At 60.8% G+C, this 17,497-nt stretch carries 10 protein-coding genes; 2 read left to right on the top strand and 8 right to left on the bottom strand.

What is annotated here, in order from left to right; all coding sequences use genetic code 11:
- The first annotated feature begins 15 nt into the window (after positions 1-15).
- Positions 16-762 (top strand): Crp/Fnr family transcriptional regulator, encoded by a 747-nt coding sequence (locus V9K84_RS08440; protein WP_088514906.1) that lies wholly within the window; start codon positions 16-18, stop codon positions 760-762.
- Here the strand turns inward: V9K84_RS08440 and V9K84_RS08435 are convergent.
- The 4 genes from V9K84_RS08435 to V9K84_RS08420 form a co-directional block, all read right to left on the bottom strand.
- Positions 750-5,837 carry an RHS repeat-associated core domain-containing protein gene (locus V9K84_RS08435; RefSeq protein WP_088514907.1) on the bottom strand — a complete coding sequence of 1,696 codons (5,088 nt, stop codon included), beginning with the start codon at positions 5,835-5,837 and terminating at the stop codon, positions 750-752. The two genes, V9K84_RS08440 and V9K84_RS08435, sit on opposite strands and share 13 nt — an antisense overlap.
- Positions 5,824-7,872: a hypothetical protein gene (locus tag V9K84_RS08430; RefSeq protein ID WP_088514908.1), complete on the bottom strand. Its 2,049-nt coding sequence runs from the start codon at positions 7,870-7,872 to the stop codon at positions 5,824-5,826. The genes V9K84_RS08435 and V9K84_RS08430 overlap by 14 nt, the downstream gene beginning before the upstream one ends.
- Positions 7,873-7,902: 30 nt before the next feature.
- Entirely contained in the window at positions 7,903-8,409 is a 507-nt protein-coding gene (locus V9K84_RS08425) for a hypothetical protein (RefSeq protein WP_143516641.1), read from the bottom strand.
- A 272-nt stretch (positions 8,410-8,681) separates the two neighbouring features.
- Positions 8,682-13,820 (bottom strand): RHS repeat-associated core domain-containing protein, encoded by a 5,139-nt coding sequence (locus tag V9K84_RS08420; protein ID WP_088514910.1) that lies wholly within the window; start codon positions 13,818-13,820, stop codon positions 8,682-8,684.
- A 597-nt stretch (positions 13,821-14,417) separates the two neighbouring features.
- Here V9K84_RS08420 and V9K84_RS08415 point away from each other — a divergent pair.
- Positions 14,418-15,125 carry an MgtC/SapB family protein gene (locus V9K84_RS08415; protein WP_043862787.1) on the top strand — a complete coding sequence of 236 codons (708 nt, stop codon included), beginning with the start codon at positions 14,418-14,420 and terminating at the stop codon, positions 15,123-15,125.
- Positions 15,126-15,131: 6 nt separating this feature from the next.
- On the opposite strand, the gene V9K84_RS08410 is transcribed toward V9K84_RS08415, so the two are convergent.
- From V9K84_RS08410 to V9K84_RS08395, 4 genes are all read right to left on the bottom strand, one after another.
- Positions 15,132-16,049: a pyridoxal-phosphate dependent enzyme gene (locus V9K84_RS08410; RefSeq protein WP_054914512.1), complete on the bottom strand. Its 918-nt coding sequence runs from the start codon at positions 16,047-16,049 to the stop codon at positions 15,132-15,134.
- Positions 16,050-16,101: 52 nt separating this feature from the next.
- Positions 16,102-16,788: a PAS domain-containing protein gene (locus V9K84_RS08405; protein WP_088514911.1), complete on the bottom strand. Its 687-nt coding sequence runs from the start codon at positions 16,786-16,788 to the stop codon at positions 16,102-16,104.
- A gap of 95 nt (positions 16,789-16,883) precedes the next feature.
- Positions 16,884-17,153, bottom strand: a complete 270-nt coding sequence (locus V9K84_RS08400) for a hypothetical protein (protein ID WP_043862785.1) — start codon at positions 17,151-17,153, stop codon at positions 16,884-16,886.
- 23 nt (positions 17,154-17,176) lie between these two features.
- The gene (locus tag V9K84_RS08395; protein WP_043862784.1) at positions 17,177-17,386 is read right to left on the bottom strand and encodes a hypothetical protein; all 210 of its coding nucleotides are present in this window, start codon (positions 17,384-17,386) and stop codon (positions 17,177-17,179) included.
- Between the last annotated feature and the right edge of the window lie 111 nt (positions 17,387-17,497).

Below are 17,497 nucleotides of genomic sequence, written 5' to 3'. Positions count from 1 at the left end.
ATGGATGCCGGCCCCATGTCCCATGATCCAGCCAGCGGGCAGAACCATCTGCTCGCCGCCCTGCCCGACCCGGTACGCGAGCGGCTGCTGCCGCACCTTGAGCAGGTTGCCTTGCCGCTGGGCAAGGTGATCTACGAGCCAGGCGACAGGCTGACGCATGTGTACTTTCCCACCGATGCCATCGTTTCGCTGCTGTACGTCATGGAAAACGGCGCCTCGGCGGAGATCTGCGTGGTGGGCAATGAGGGGCTGGTGGGCATTGCGGTGTTCATGGGCGGCGAAAGCACCTCCAACCGTGCCGTGGTGCAAAGTGCCGGGCTTGCCTGGCGCTTGCCGGGCCAGCGGCTCAAGGACGAGTTCGACCGCCATGGCGAGCTGTTGCTGCTGATGTTGCGCTACACCCAGTCGCTGATCACCCAGATGGCACAGACCGCCGTGTGCAATCGCCACCACTCGATCGATCAGCAGTTGTGCCGCTGGCTGCTGCTGTCGCTGGACCGCCTGACCGGTAACGAGCTGAACATGACCCAGGAGCTGATCGCCAACATGCTGGGCGTGCGCCGCGAAGGCGTCACCGATGCGGCCGGCAAGCTGCAGCGCCTGGGGGTGATCGAGTACAGCCGCGGGCATATCAAGGTGCTCGATCGGCCACGACTGGAGCAGTTGAGCTGTGAATGCTACTCAGTGGTGAGGTGTGAGACCGAACGACTGTTACCGTACTTGCGTGGGCGAGCTCAGCCGATGGCAGATCAGGGCACATAGCTCACCACCGGCTCCAGGTTCTTGAAGTACCGCAGAGCTTGGTCATTTCGGCTGAAGCAGTACCCCAGCACAACGTGTACATCCGTGTTTTCGAGGTAGGTTCTAAATTCACTGGTTCGCATGTTCGCCAGGTCGACCACCCTGACCCGACTTTTGTAGCTGCCATTGTAGAGGGCCGACTGAGCCTCGAACATATCAGGCACAGACAACGAGTTCCTTCGTATGCGCTGGACATTCCAGTTGCGGCCTTGTGGGTTTCCATGGTTTCCCCCCATCACGACAATGTCACGTTGCGGCTCTTTACCGACGATGTACTTCAATGCGTCGTTGACCTCCAGACTGTTCACCCGGCGGTCGGCGGCAATGATGAATCTGCGGTCGCTGGCGTTGCTTGTCGGGCGCTCGGTGATGATTTTCCAGGGGGAGCTTCGGGCTTTTGAGACTGACTCCTCCACCACATTGCCAAGGGTGGCAAACTCGCTCGGAGCCGACGCGCCCGTTCGGAACATGAGCTTTTGACGCAATATGCCTGGTAGCTTTTTGGCCTTCGAGGCAGCTTTTGCCGCAGACGACCCAATCGACATACCTAACGAAGCCAGGCCTGTTCCGAACGATATCCAGCCCAGAATGCCCGCAGCCTTTTCGTTGCCACTGGCTTCAAGCGCCACCGATGCAACTCCGGTACCCAGGGCAATGGCTTCAACCGCTACCGCTGCTACCGATACGGCTCCTGCAATCGACGTGGTGGCCACCGCCGCGACAGCGCCTGCCGCAGCACCTGCAGTACTCGCACCGGCACCGAGCAAAGCTGTGTATGCCGCACCTATTGCAGGCGCTGCAGTGCCGGCAGTCGCTACCACTGCAACCGCTCCCAGCACCAGCCCGATACCAGCCACTACCCAGTTCCACCACGCATGCCCATCCGGGTCAACCCGGTTGACCGGGTCGCCGCTGCAATACGCATAGCGGTTCAAGCCGCCCGCGCCGTCCGGGCTTGCACTGTCAGGGCTGAGGAACATGAACAGGCACGGGTCGTAAGGACGGTTGCTGCCGGGCATGTACAACAGGCTGTCGGTTTCGCGCACCTCACCGGCGTAGCCCACCCGGCTTTGCGCGGTGCCGTTGTCCAGGCCATGTGCGCTGTAACCCACAAAGCAACTGCTGTCGCCGGTTTCAACCCGCACGCTGCCTTGCCCATCGCTGGCGCCGATCACAACCGTGCGCACCGCCTGGCTCAGCAGGGTCTGGGCGAACACGGTGCTGCCGGCACGCATCAAGGTCAACCAGCCCTGGTCGCTATGCTCGTTGACCATACGCTGGCCGTCATAAAAACGCTGACTCATGGTGCCATTGACGCGGGTCTCGACCAGGCGGCCCAGCGGGTCATACGCATAGTCGCAGGTACTGGTGCGGTCCTCCCGGCGCGTCAGGTGCCCCTGGCTGTCCCAGTACAATGCCCGCCACAGTTGTCCGTCATGTCGCTCCCTTGTCAGTTGACCAGCGGCGTCGTATTCAAGGTCGATGACCAGTGCCTGCGGCCAGCTGTGGGTGATCTGCACTGGACGATCTGCGGCCACATCGCTGTCGTAGGTGAACGTCATGCGGTTGCATTGACCATTCTCGTACTCGGTGTCGATCTGTTCATAACCGTCGAGCGCATTGAAACAGAACGTCTGGCGCCGAATTCGCTGCCCGGTACGAGGGTCGGTGACCAGATCAGACCCTTGCGTGGAGGTTTCGACCAGGCGATTGCGCACGTCATAGCGGTACTGCTCTTCGCTCAACAAGGAGGCCTGCTCCCCCTCCAGCAATTCCCACGTGCGTGTCGCCACCTGATCCTGCTGGGTCCAGCTCAAGCGCTGGCGAAAGCGCTGCATACCCGAGATACCATGGCACACCCATGTCCGGGTGCACTCACGGCCCAGGAGGTCGTAGGCCAGGGTCTGCTGCTGGGACTGGCCGTGCTGGCCGTCGGTGGTGAGTGTCTGCGCCAACCGACCGAATGCGTCGTAGCCCAGTTGCAAGGCCAGCGGGCCGCAGTGCTGGCCACTGATGCGCCCCACGGCATCGTAGGTGCAGTAAGTCATCTGGCCGTGTACATCGGCAAACGACAGCACGCGACCGTTCAACGAATACTGCCAGCCGCAGGTATGGGTCTGTCCTGCATGGTGCCAGTGCTCGGCACGGGTCACACCCGAGGCGGTGAAATCCCAAGTTATCTGCCCCAGCCCGCCGGTGGCCCGGGTAAGGCGACCGTGGGGCAGGCTGTAGGTGAAGGTGCTTTCACTGTTCTCGCTCGGTCGGGCGATGCGCTTGAGCTGATAATCCAGCTCGGGTTCATAGCCGAAGTGCGTGACACTGCCGTGGGAGCGTGTGAGTGCATCGGGAGGAATCTGCCCCGGCACATACGCGAGGGTTTCCTGCTGCCCGCCGCAATCGCGCGTCAGCGGGCGATCCAGGCCATCGAACGTCTGCTTGAGCAACAGCGTCTCGCGGGTCGCGGTGCATAGCGAAAGGGTTGCAATGGCATCGCCATCGCTGTGGGGGGCGAAGCTCCATTTCACGCGGCTGTGGTCTTGCAGCGTACGCTGCGCGACCCGCCCGTCACGGTCGTAGACGGTGGACGTGGTGCGCTGCTCGCCATCGGGCGTCTCTATCGTATGGGCTACCGGACGCTGCAGCGCATCGAGTGTCCAGCGTTCACGGCGCAACAACGGGCCACCCCCAGGCTCATGCAGTTCGACACGTTCGACACTGCCGCGTGCATTCAGGTACAGCGTGGTGCGAGGCCCTTGCTCCCCGGTGGCGCTCTGCTGCCAGGACACTTGGGTACGCTGGATGGGGTCATGCTTTGTATGGTCCACCGTGCCGTCGGCATGCTGCACCCGGCATACGGAGCCCCAGTCATCGTAGGCGGTGAGCACCGTACTGCTACAAAACGGGGTGTTCTGGGCGGCCGCCCAGTCCTGCGAGGTCTCACTGGTGACATTGCCCTGTACGTCGTAGGTCACTCGGCGCACTTCACGCAAGGGGGCGCCGGGGCTGTCCAGAAACTCGAGCAGTTCGCGCACCGGGCGTCCCTGACCATCCAGCTCCACACGCAGGCGCTGGCCGTTGCTGTCGGTCTGCTCGACGTACACCGTTCGATCACGCTGCAGGCCAACCAGCTGGTAGGCACAGTGGGTGCTGGTCGCATACGGCGTGTTTGCGCTTTCTATGCGGCGTACGGTGCGGCCCAGTGCGTCGTGGTCAAAACGGGTCACGGTACCGTGTTCGTTGCGTTCCTCGATGGTCAGGCCCGTCAGCACGTGGCGCAGGGTCGATGAGCTGATCACCAGTTGGTCATGGCTGATCCGCTGCTGGGTTTCGCACAGCAACGGGCCTTCGAAGGTGCGCAGGAAATTCGTGGTGGCGGCGTAGCCGTTGTAGAGCGTGACACTGGATATCGGTAGGCCATGGAACGGGCTGTCTGCTGCCTGCTCGACACGCTGGAGGATTCTGGCCGTTTCAACTTCCCCGCTATCAGTCGCATCCCGAGCCACTTCGCTGTCCAGCACCAGGTGCTGTCGATCCTCTGCCTGGCGCTTGTGCAGCCTGATGTACGCATAGTCGGTGTGTGCCACATGTCCCGCTGACCGTGCATCGGGTGCCGGGGCAGTAGTGGTGAAACGCTTGAGCCAGCGCACGAACCTTCCCCCGTCATCCGGGCAGCCCTGCGCGCCACCCAGCGGATAGTATTCGCGGCTTTCGCTGCGACCATCGGCGAATCGCTGGTTCAGTACATTGCCATAGGCATCGTATTCGCACGTGTCGCGTTCCTCCCTGGACTGGTTGCCGGTTTCATAGCGGGTAATGCTGGCAATCGGCAGCTGACACCAGGCCGGCTGGTCGTCCCAACCCACTGCAGGGTCGTCTGCGTACACGCTCTGCTGGCAAACCCTGCACTCGCCGCGCACGGTCAACTTCTGCGTCTGCAGGTGATAGTGATTCCAGGTGTATTCGACACTTTGCACCTTGCGCCCCTGTTCGTCGTGCAGGGTCTGCAGGCATCCATAGTCATAACGTGGCAGAAGATAGAGGTTGTCCTTGCCGTCTGCCCATTCACCTGCCGAGACACCCCCGTAGCCAAAGCAGTTGTTCGAGCCGATCAAGGCGTAGGTGGTGTAGGCCACCGGCTGGGCCGCACCGGGGTCGTGCCGATGCGTGGACACCCTGGGCAGAGAGGCCAGCGGCGCGCCCTGTGGCAGCCGAAGCCCATTGTTCCCCGTGGCGTAATCGACTTCGTCCGTGCTGCCCAGCGGCCCCAGCACCTTGCTCGGGAACAGCAATCGGCTTTGCGGATCCTGCCAATAGGTGAAGGCCCAGCGGTTGCCGCCATCAGGCAGGACCAGCTCATTGAGCCGGTCACTTCGCAGCAGCGTGACGACTGTGGTGCTGTCAGAACCCGGAAACATCACGAAGCGGGTTTCATCCCTGCCATGCTGGACGTCCAGCAACAGACGCTGCTCATCGCGGATGGTCCACAGCAGGTAGGGGCCACTGCCTGCAAGCCATTCAAGGTACGCGCGGCGCCCCTGGGCAGAAACGATCTGCTTGAGCATGGCCATGCCACTGTTATCCTGGACCTCGAGGTACTCGCAGACGCCATCCTTGTAGTCGATGCGAAAGCAGCGAGCCCTGTCGTCAACGGTGAACACCTCGAACGAACACAGCTTCTGGTCTTCGAACACCAGTTGCCCGCCCTTGCTCAAATCCGAACGGTCGCTATCGAACTTGAACGTGTCGCCCGAATTGATCCGTAGCTGACCGGTATTGAAATCGAGCATGGACAACCCGAGCGTCCAGCCGAGGCCATACCCGCTGTCGGTGTGCGAGCCCAGTGGGCTGAAATGCAGCACAGGTTGAATGACCGGCCCGGCAAGGTGGTTGGCGTGCAGTGCCGGCAGCTCGCAAGCCAGCGTTAACTGGCTGGTTCTGGGGTCCACGCCGGTGCTTACATGGCTCAGAAAATTACTGGCCTGGGTGTAAAGCGCGCCAGCGCGCAGGCGCTGGGTAATGTCGTCAAACCTCGTCATCCGTGGCGCTCCGGCTTTCGGTACCCGTTGCCAGCGACAGCCGCAGGCTGCGTGAACCGGACGCAGAGGTATCGGCGTAATGGATCATCAAGGTGTGGTCGTTGCCATACGCGTCAACGAACAGCAGCGGGCGCGGGCCACCTTGCTCTCGGGAGGACTGGCTGTGAAACGGTATGTTGTTGCCCCCCTGGAGTACCACCACGACGCTCTGCGGGCGTATCCTTGACACTTGGGCTACTGGCCTGAAGTCGTCGCCCAGCTCGATCAGAGGGTTATAGGACACCTCGCGTTGGCCCGGGGCGGCGTAGCCGACGTGTGAGGCCCGTGTGTCACTGGGCGAACGCACGGCCCACTGGATCATCCCGAAACCCGTAGGCTCCACGGCGCGCAAGGCCACCCAGGTGCCCAGCACATATTCCCAGATGAAAAGATCGGAATTTCCCTCACCGCCTACCAGTTCCCGCTCAAAGCTGTAGTCGTCAAGGCCGAACAACGGGATGGGCATTGTGCTGATATCGACGTGCTCGTCGAAATTGGTTTCGCTGCCGTCCGTGACGTAGAAGTACTCTTCACCGCCCTGTATACGGGTGATGCCCGCCCAAAGGGTGACATTGGTGCCCGCAAGGGCACGGGAATGCACGTAGAACCGGCGAGTGTAGACGGCAAGGGCTGCGCCCTCTGAAGCGGCATGCTCGCTGGCCGCTGCTGACGTGCCTGGGTAGTAGCTGTACGCGTTACGTACCGTCTTGTAGAACCACTGGGCTTCCCCATTATCCTCGCACTGCAGCGCAGTGTAGGTACCGTCATCGCTGCGTAGCAGCAGGCACAGGCTGTCCAGCTCTTGCTGGGAAACGTCCTGATTGGTGCGTGGCTCTATTTCCACTACAACTTCCACCTGCTGGCGCAGATTCGGGTAAAGGTTTCCCGTTGGCGAGCCTAGTCGCATACGCATCTGCGACAACCAGTTACCCAGTGGTGGCGCAGCGCGCGAAGGTACAAACGACGTGAATGATCGGGGAGGTACGCCTTCAACGGTCAAGGTATAGCCCCACGGTGCCAGGTCGCTTGCATTCGGATCATCGGAACGCAGGTACACCGACAGATCGAAGCGGTTGCCATAAACATCCCAGCCGTAGGTGTATCTTTGCTGGCGCGGTCCCACCACCTCGTTGAAATAGGCGATCATGCCCACCGCGATACAGATCGCGTCACGCGGGTGTTTTATGGATACGAGAAGATTAGAGTAGGCAAGAACGAGTTCGAGCGGGCCCGTGATCGCGGGGGTCGCTCTCGTGCTGTTGGGGGGTACAATAACGGTTGCCTTGTTCAAGTGGAGCGACGATTGATAGATAGGTGGTTGTTCTGTGCTGTGAATCTTCACGACCTTGCCGGTACGTGGGTTCTGCAACGAAACGTAAGTATTTTCGACACGTGCCGACCGCCCTTGGGCCTCTGGGGAGGTGCCCTCAAAAACCACAAGCGGTGAAGATACGACCAACCCGTTCCCCACTCTGTATTGCGTTGGTTCTACAGCCTCGATCTGAACGCTGCTATTGAAGCGCCCTCCTTCGCCTTGGCCGCCATACGGGACATCAAGATTGTTGGTAGTCCAGACTCTGCTTTGCACTCTGATCCTGGCTGCAAACTTGAACACCGTGCGCCCAGCAACACTGGGGTCCAGATGTATATAGCGTACAAAGGTCTGATAGTCAGTGCTGTCAGTATGTTTTTTTTCTGACGTCTTGCCACTTCTGACGGTGCCTTCATCATAAGGCAATATCCCGGTTTCGGGTGGCTGCGTCCCAGAAACCCAACCCCCGGGCGCGGTGGTGTACGGAATTATCTCGAGGCTGCCAACCGGTAGCAGTACCACTTCGCCATACTGGTTACGGGCTTGTAAGGTTATGATCACTTTTGATTTTTGACGACCATTCGCGAACAGATGCGCTGTGGCATTCTGCTGTCCTCTGAAGGCATCTGCCTCGATCAGGAAATAACTCAAACTTGCAACTGTAGTGTCTGTAACGTGGCTCATGATGGCGCTTCCTGCAGTAGAGTGGAAAGGTTACTGGTGAGGGAGGTTATATCCATCGGCTGATACATAGACGCAGGACACCTTGCCCTCCAACTGCCCATCCTTGTAGCCTTCGGAGATGATGCCCCGGGTTACCTCCTGGCCAATAGCGACATAATGGGCCCTTGAAACACTTATTTTTGCAGTCATCTTGCCATAGATTGGGTTGAGAATTTTATAGTGCGAATAGGATTCATCCGAATTGCAGTGCCCTGCATTGTAAATGCCGAACTTTACGCCATCCCGAGGGTTTTCAACGGCGAAGTTATACATTTCATCATTGTCACAACTGTTGTTGGCGAAGCGATGCATACCGACGGTCATCACAATCGTGCATTCTCCGCTGTTTTTCTTGTACAAGTGCAATATTGGAATGCCTTGTGCTACAGGAGGACTTTTTGTGTAATTTCTCATGATCAGGACGATAACCATCGAGAGCACAATCAATAGTACGAAAAGCGTTAAAACAGTACGGGCGCGAGAGAAATGGATTTTCACGATGATGCCCTTTGTCTGTCGGAGTGGAATTTATAGTGTAAAGTTGCTGCCGCCCGGGTCAAGTCATTAGTTAAACAAGTTCATTCCGAGTACCTGTTTTTTAGACTGATAATATTGCCAGTTGCAAAGTGTAAAACGTGTATGCCTGCTGGGCACATCGATTGAACGTTTCGTGTGCCACCCGCCTCGCACTCATTTATTTGCTGGTGATCACCGGTCCGGTCAGGTCGCTGCCCTGCAAGCCGAGCAAGTTGCAGTCAACGATGCAGGTTTCAATCCAGTGTGAAAGACATTGGTAGATCGAGCTCTTTTACATAACTTGTGAGGGGGGCCAGTTTTCGGTAATAGCGCAATGCTTCGTCATTGCGCCCGAAGCAGTAAGCCAGGATGACGTGGCTTTCCTGGCTGCTGACCAGCTTGCCGAACGACACGTCATCCATTTCCATCACATCGCGGATTTCAACGTCCCGCCCACCGATTGTGGTGCCCGCGTACTTGGCGCTGTCACGGTTGATAAACCGCCTGTCGTCGAGCTTGTCGAGGCGTTTGCCAGCGCTGTTCCAGTTATCGCCGTAGCGGTTTCCATGCCCACCTGTGACGAGTACGACCTTGCGTTTGGTCAACGTGGCCGTTCGCTCCAGAATACCTATGGGCTCAGCCAGATCTTCCCCTGTGATCGCGGTGCTGGCACCAAACACATAGTGGGTTCCGGAGGAACCTTGCTGAGTGACCGCATGCCATTTTGCAGGGGCGCCGTTTCTTAGCGAAAGATTGACTTTGGCTGGAATCGGCGAGAAATGTGCGGGGGTTCTAGGCGTGGTGTCAGCCTGCCTCAACATGCTATCGCGCCAGCGACCTGCAAGCCGATTGAGTTTGCTCGAGCCCTGGGCGGCTGAGGCCAGTGCGCTCGTGCCCGCAGCTGCAATGCCCGACCCCATCGACACCCAACCCAACAGGCGCGAAGCGCTTTCATTGTCTGATTGCTCCAGCGCGGCTTCTGCGACCCCGGCCCCCATGGATATCGTTTCAAGCACTGCACTGGTAACCGCCATGGCGCCAGCGGCAGAACCCATTACCGCCATCACCGCACCGGTGACCAACCCCCCCGCTACCGCTGCAGATGTTGCCCCTCCCCCCACCATAGCGCCGCCCAGGGCAACTGCCATCGGGCCTGCCAGCAGGCCCGCCGTTGCCACGACTGCCGCCAAACCGGCCACAACGCCCACGGCCGCGCCAACCCAGCTCCAGAAACTGTGACCATCCGGATCGATGCGGTTGACCGGGTCACCCGCACAATAGGCATAACGGTTCAGACCACCCGCGCCGAACGGGCTTTCACTGTCGGGGCTCAGGAACATCATCAACTGAGGGTCGTAGGGGCGATTGCTGCCCGGCATGTAGAGCACACTCTGAGCATCACGGTATTCACCGGCATAGCCGATGCAACTCTGGGCGTTGCCACTGTCCAGCCCGTGGGCGCTGTAGCCAATCAGTACGTTGTTCGCAGCCGTCTCGATGCGTACGCTGCGCTGCCCGTCGCAGGCAGTCAGAATCACTTCACGTACGGTCTGGCTCAACGTGCTTTGGGCAAAGATGGCCGGCCCGTTACGATGCAGCTGGATCCGTTGACCGTCTGCCTCTTCGTTGATGACCAGCGAGCCATCGTAGAAACGGCGCCTGACATGGTTTTCCACGGTGGTCTGAACCAGTCTTCCCAGCGGATCATACTGATAGTCGCAAGTGCTGATTGTGTCTGCTCGCCGGGTCAGGTGTCCTTGCGCATCCCACCATAACTGGCGCCATGGCTGGCCATCGTGCACCTCGTTGATCAGGCGGCCGCAGGCATCGTACTCAAGGTCGATGGTCAGAGGCCTGGGCCAGCTGTGTGTAACGCTGATCGGGCGGTCCTGCGCCAGGCTTGTGTCATAGAAAAAGCACATGCGGTTGTGTTGCCCGCCTTCATACTCGGTGTCTACGTGCTCATACCCATCCAGCGCATTAAAGACAAACGACTGACGACAAATAACCAGCCCGGTTCGCGGGTCGATCACGCTTTCGGGGCCTTGGCAGGTCGTTTCGACCAGGCGCCCGCGCGCGTCGTAGGCGTAGTGTTCCTCCCTCGACAACGTGGCAGCGTCGTTATCAAGTGATTCCCAGCGGCGCATGCTGACCTGGTCGTGTGCATTCCAGCCGAGGGTTTGAACAAAGCTGCGTTCGCCGGCGTCGCTACGACACCGCCATTGGCGCGTCGACTCCCGCCCCATGGCGTCATAGAGCACAGTCTGTTGCTGTGTCCGATGGGTGTGCAGGTCGCTCGTACAGGTCTGGCTGATGCGCCCGAACGCATCGTATTCGACACTTACCTGCACGCTGTCGGTACTGCATGCGCAAAGCCGGCCCAGGTGGTCATAGCTGTCGCGCTGGGGCTCGCCGTGGGGAGGCTTGAACAGCAGCCGCCGCCCGCCCAAGGTGCGGGACCAGGACAAAGTATGGCATTCGCCACCCACCTCCCAATGTTCGGCCATGAGCCTGCCGGTAGGCGAGTAACTCCAGTGCAGCCGGCCCAGGTTGCCCTCGGCCTGGGTCATGCGTGCGTGCGGCGTGCTGTAGGTATAGCTACCACCCAGGCCACTGTCCGGAAAGTGGGTGCCCGTCAGTTGGTCATTGAGCAGGGGCTCGTAGGTGTAGTGCGTCTGGCTGCCATCCGCACGCTCAAGTGCGCAGGGCGGTGTCTGCGACAGCCGGTAGTGCAGCCTTTCCTGCTGCCCACCAAAACGGCGGGTCACGGGGCGGGTCAGCCCATCGAAGGTTTGCTCGCCCAGCACGGTAGGGCTGCCGCCGACCCACAGCACCAGCTTGACCACGCTCTCGCCGTCGGTATGCGCGGCATAGGTCCATTCGACCACATTGCCGTCTGCCAATACGAGCCTGCTGACGCGTCCAATGCTGTCGTAGACGGTATGGGTCACCAGGGGCGGGGCATCAGCGCTTTCCAGCGTATGGGAAAGTGGTCGCTGCAATGCGTCGAGTGTCCAGGACTCGGTTTTCTGCAACGTCCCCCTCTCGCTGTTGCCACTGCGGGGGGCGCGCAGCTCGACGCGCGAGACAGCGCCGGCCTGGTTATGGAACAGCGTGGTTTCAGGGCCGTGCTCCCCCGCAGCACTCGTGAGCCAGGAGGTACGCCGCAACGCTACAGGGTCGTGCTGATTGTGCTCTTGCACGCCATCAGGTCGCACGGTGAGGTGTACATTTCCCCAATCATCGGTGTAATACGTCGTGGTGGTGCTTATGGGTTCGATCGCATTGGGGAGCCAATCCAGCGTGGTACGACGGGCAACATTGCCGTAAATGTCATAAGTCACCTGAAGGATATCGCGTAGCGGCGCCCCGTCGCTTTCGGTGTCTTGCAGCGCCTCGCTGACAACACGGCCATCACCATCGAAAACGATGCGTTTTATGCGCCCCTCGGTGTCCACCTCCTCAGCCATCGCCTGTGTCGACATTGGCCCATAGTTGCACTGCGAGCTGACCTCATAGGCATTGCCGGCGTTGTCCGTTCGCCTCACCATCCGGCCTACTGCATCGTATTCGTAGGCAGTCACTACGCCATTGATATTTTGTCGACGTAGCGTCAGGCCGGAGCTGGAGCAGCGCGCGGTGCTGCACTCGGTGAACAGGCCGTCGTGGCTGGTAAAACATTGAGTCTCTACCAGCTCCTCATCCGCCAAGGTCCGAAAAAAATCGGTGGTGCAGGCGTAACCGTTTATAACTGTTGTGCTCTGAGCAGGTAACCCATGAAACGGGCTGTCGATCAACTGTACGACGGTCTGGGTCGTGTGCCCCAAGGCAATCTCGACCGCGTCGACAACCGTGTAGGCGGACTCACAGGCAAGCACCAGATGTTGTCGGTCCTGCGCTCGCCGCTTGGTCAGCAAGGTGTAGAGATAGTCGGTGTGGGCGATGTGGGCAGGCACCTCGCCCCCCGGTGACGGGGCCGTTAATGTATGACGCTTGAGCCACCGCACAAACCCGCTGCCGTCGTCCGGGCAGCCGGGCGCACCCCCTGCTGGGTAATACTCACGTTGCTCGATCCTTCCATCGGCGTGGTGTTGGCAGAGGATATTGGCATAGGCGTCATACTCGACCTGGGTATGCTCTTGCCGCCACTTGCCGTCTGCCTCATAACGCAGCACGGTGGCCACGGGGAGTTGACACCAGGCTGGCTGATCCTCCCAGCCCACGTCCTTGTTCTCGCCATACACGGTCTGTACCTCGACCCTGTTGCCACCGCGTGTCGTCAGCTCTCGGGTCTGCAGATGAAAGCGGTTCCAGGTTCGCTCCACGCTTACAAGCGCCACGCCCTGCTCGTCGCTCAATGTCTCGACGCAGCTGTACTCATAGCGCTCATTCAGATAGAGGTTGTCCCGACCGTCCTGCCAACCATGCGGGCCGCCCCCGAAACCCAGAAAGTTGTGGCTGCCGATCCAGGTGTAGGCCCTGTAGGTCGCCGGCTGCCCAGCCCCAGGATCGTGGCGATGCCATAGCACTCGCGGCAGGTAAGCCAGCGGCGCTCCAGGCGGCAGCTTGTGCCCCGCAGCACCGCTGGCATAAGTAACCTCGTCGAGCCCGCCCAAGGGACCCTCTACCCACTCCGGGAACAGCAACCCGCTGGCGGCGTCAGCCTTGTACTTGAATGTCCAGCGGCTGTCGCCGTCAGGCAGGATCAGCTCGCTAAGCTTGTTGTTGTTCAGGCTCAAGGTGATGGTCGTAGCCTGTTTCGAGCTCGGGAACATGTTGAATAACACCTCGCCACGCCTCCACTCGACGTCCAGAAGCGTGCGTTGCTCGTCCCATACCCGGTACAGCAGATAGGGGCCGTTACCTGACAGCCACTCAAGATACGCCCGACGTCCCTCTGCCGAGCACACCTCCACCAGCAGCGCCATGCCGCTGCGGTCCTGTACTTCGAGATACTCGGTTATCCCGTCCTTGTATTCGATGCGAAATCGCCTGCCGGCCTTGTCATCGGCAAACACCTGGAAGGTGCACAGCTTCTGATCCAGAAAAACCAGCAGGCCATCACAGGCGAAGTCCGAGCGATCGAGGTCGAGCTTGAAGCTGTCTCCCGTGTTGATCGTCAGTTGATCGCTGTTGAAGTCCAGTTGTGAGAACGACAACGACCAGCCGAAGCCGAAACCATAGTCGCTGTGCGAGTTCAGCGGGCTGAAGTGCAGTGAAGGGCTGATCACCGGTCCGGCCAGGTCGTTGGCCTGCAAGCCGGGCAAGCTGCAGCCAAGGGTGAACTGACCCGTGCGTGGGTCGACGCCGGTGCTGACGTGGCTCAAGGAGTTGCTGGCCTGGGTATAAAGCCCCCCGGCGCGAAGTCGTTGAGTGACTGTATTGGCGGGCACGTGCGTCGCTCCTTGACAACCTTTGGCTCAATGCTGCTCCGGACAACACCCGTTTGGTGCGACCTGCGGGGTTCCGCTTTCCAAGCCAACATGGAGTGGATGTTCGTTACCTGAGTGATCGATGGACGTGATCAGGAACAGGTGCAGTAACTGTTGCACTGATGCCAGTATTGAACACTGCGCATAGACCTGTTACCTGACAAAAATATCAGTTCGGACAAAAGGTAAATTCGCTCGCAGGCTGCCGTACGGCCGTGCACAAATAGCACTTGACCTGCCCTGCCCGCGGCGTTAGTTTCACGCCCGCATTTTTGCAAGCCTGCACAGGAGTCCTGCATTGGACAGTTGCCCTAGTCGATTGCGACAGGTACAGCCGGCGAGCTAGTCCAGCAGACCCTTCTGCCACTGCTCGCCGAACACGGTGGTCAGTGGCGATCCGCATCCCTGGCGGGATGACGCATCTTCATTTCCCCTCCCCGCTTGACACCCCTCATCGTGACGAGGTGTGTCGGCTGCTCGTACCCGTTGCCATCCCCGAAATCTTTACGCGCACAAGTGCGCTGACGCCGGCTGTCTGCCGGTGCCTTGAGGTGGTTCATGGATTGGAAAGTATTCTTGCTGCGCGTGGCTGTCGCGCTGGTACTGGGGGCGCTGATCGGCGCTGAACGTCAACTGCGTCAGCGCCTCACCGGGCTGCGCACCAATGCGCTGGTGAGCACCGGCGCCTGCCTGTTCGTGCTGGTGACCCAGGCCGTACCGGGCATGCTCCCGGCCGACGCTTCGCGGGTGGCGGCCTATGTGGTCTCGGGCATCGGTTTTCTGGGCGGTGGCGTGATCATGCGCGACGGCATGAACGTGCGCGGCCTGAACACCGCTGCCACGCTGTGGTGTACCGCCGCCGTCGGTGTGCTGTGCAGCCTGGGGTTACTGCTTGAGGCGAGCCTGGGCAGCCTGATGGTTCTATGCGCCAACATCCTGCTGCGTGACATCGCCCAGCGGCTGAACCAGCAGGATGTGTTACCGGCCAGCGAGGCCGAGCAGCGTTACGAGGTGCGCATCGTATGCCGCGCCGAAGACGAGATCCAGGTACGCAGCCTGATGCTGCACAGCTTTGGTAGCAGCGGCCTGCGCCTGCAATCGCTGCACAGTGAAGACCTGCCCAACCCGGCCAAGCTGGAGGTGCGGGCCGAGTTGATGGGCGACCCGCAGGCGCCCTCGCAGCTCGAGCACCTGGCCAGCCGGGTGAGCCTTGAGAAAGGCGTCAGTTCGGTACGCTGGCAGGTATTCGAGCTGGCGTCGGACTGACCCGCTTCAGCAACTGGCGCGCCACTCGCGGATCTGTTCGTGGGTGGCCGTCACCCCGCCGCACACCACCACCAGCACCGACTGATATGCCTTGAGTGCCTCACTCGGTGCATAGGCCAGCGCCAGCGCTGCACCACAGGCCGGCTCCACCAGGATACGGTGGTCGAGCAGAAAGCGTTCGCAGGCATCCAGCGCCTGAGCGTCAGTCACCACATGGCTGTGAATCGGCCGTTGCTGGCTGAGTTCGAAGGCCTGCTGGCATACCTGCTTGGCCCCCAGCGAGGTCGCCACGCTGGTCACTGCGGGCAGGGCCGTCGGGGCCTTGCTGGCCATCGCGGCAGCCAGCGAGGCGGCGCCGTCGGTCTCCACGGCAAATACCGGCACGTCGGCCCAGTCGTTACGCGCCAACCCCTCGCACACCCCGGCCAACAGGCCGCCCCCGCCCACCGAGAGCACGATCGCATCGGGCTTGAACCCACTGATGACCACCTCGTCGATCAGGCTGGCATGGCCTTGCCATAGCAGCGGATCGTCGAAGGGGTGGATGAAGGCCGCGTCGTCGGTGAGCAGCGATTGCGCATAGGCATTGGCCTCGTGCCAGGCGCTGCCGTGCACGATGACCTCGGCGTCCTCCTGGCGAATCAGCTGCCTGGCGCGCTCGGTGGTGGTTTGCGGCACCACCACGGTCACCGGCAAGCCCAGGCAGCGGCCCGCATAGGCCACCGCAATACCGGCGTTGCCCCCCGACGAGGACACGAAGCGGCGCTTGCCTTGCCTGGCATAGGCCTGGCAAGCCAGGCCCACGCCACGCAGCTTGAACGAGCCACAGGGCTGCAGGGCGTCGAGCTTGAGCCACACGTCCTGGCCGCTGGCCAGGCTGAGCGGGCGCGAAGGTACCAAAGGGGTTTCGAGATGCAGGGACATACCAGGCTCCAGGTCAGGCCAGTTCGACGATCGATTGAATTTCAACGCTTGCTCAGCGGTTGCGGATTTCATCGAGGTAGTTGTAGATGGTGTAGCGTGTCACCCCGAGTGCGGCGGCAGCTTTCTCGACGGCGCCCTTGACGATGAACAGTCCGCCATCGTGCATCTGGCGCACCGCCTCGAGCTTCTGCGCCTTGGCGATACGCCGGCCCTGGCTGCGTGCGTCGTGCAGGGCGGCATCAATGATCTGCGCCATCAACTGCTCGAGGTCGGGTTGGTTCTCGGTGGGCTCGCCGGGGGCTGCCTCGGTGCCGGGCAGCAGCTGTTCCAGGCATGCCTGGGCGGCGGCGATGCCACTGAAGTCGGTGTTCACGCACAGGCTGGCATAGGGCTCGCCCAAGGCGTCGCGGAACACCGCCGTGGCACTGCGCAGGGTCTTGCCGTCGCGGCCCAGGCTCGGATAGTTGCCCACCACCACCGGGGTATGGCTGCCCTTGTCGCGCAGGGCCTGCAGCACCGCATTGAACCCCTGGTCTTCACGAGGCCCGGCCAGTACCGGGCTGCCGATCTGACGCCCACTGACATGCCCGTTGGCAATGGCAATCACCGAATGTTCCGGCCGGGTCAGGTCGTGCAGGACCACCTCGGTGGTGCGTCCCAGCACAGTGCCAAGCATCTGCACCGTTGCGTGCAGTACGCCCAGCACCAGCTGGCGTTCAGGGGTTGTATCGAGGGCCATCGAGCGCACCACAAGAAAAAACGAACCGAGAAAATATCAACATAAAGTTTAATTTTCAACGGTTCGTTAAAATCATCGCAGCACAAAATCGCGTGCTAGCCACCGTCGGTATCGATATCGGCATCAGTGCGCGGCTTGCGCTCACGTTGTGGCTTGAAGTCAGGGCTGTAGGGGTTTTCCTTGTGAGGTTCGGGTGTATTGCTCTGCTCCTGCCCTCCTTCGTCCGGGCGTCCGGCATCCTGCAACGGCACCTCCACATCGCGTTCAGGCAGGCTCTTGCCATCGTCCGGGCGTTTCCAGGTTTGCGGCAGCGGTTGTGGCTGGTCTTCAGCAACGGGCTCGCGGTTGCGCGGGTCATGAATCATGCTTGGCGTCCTCCGGTACAGGTTCAGCGTCGTTCATCCGACAGTGGCGTCGGCTCGTCAGGTTCGGGCACTGACGGGTTGGTGTCGGGAATGCCCTCGACGTCGTTAGGGTGTTCGCGGCGATCGTCGTCGCCACGCACGTTCGGGTCAGTCACCGGGTCGTGTTCGCGTCGGGGGTCGTTGAGCGGGTCCTTCCACAGGGGGTCATCCTGCGGGCGTGGATCGATAGCCATGGCGGTCACCTCAGGTCGTGGTCCGACAAATGCGGGCCCTGCAGTTTTTCGAGGCCCCTGGACGTGGTAGGTGCCAGCCAGCCGATCAATGGTCAGGGGCCGCGTACCCGC

The sequence above is a fragment of the Pseudomonas sp. AE27 genome, assembly GCF_037113495.1.
GTDB lineage: Bacteria > Pseudomonadota > Gammaproteobacteria > Pseudomonadales > Pseudomonadaceae > Aquipseudomonas > Aquipseudomonas palmensis.
Note: the sequence above shows the minus strand (reverse complement) of the source record. Positions and strands in the feature narration are given on the sequence as shown.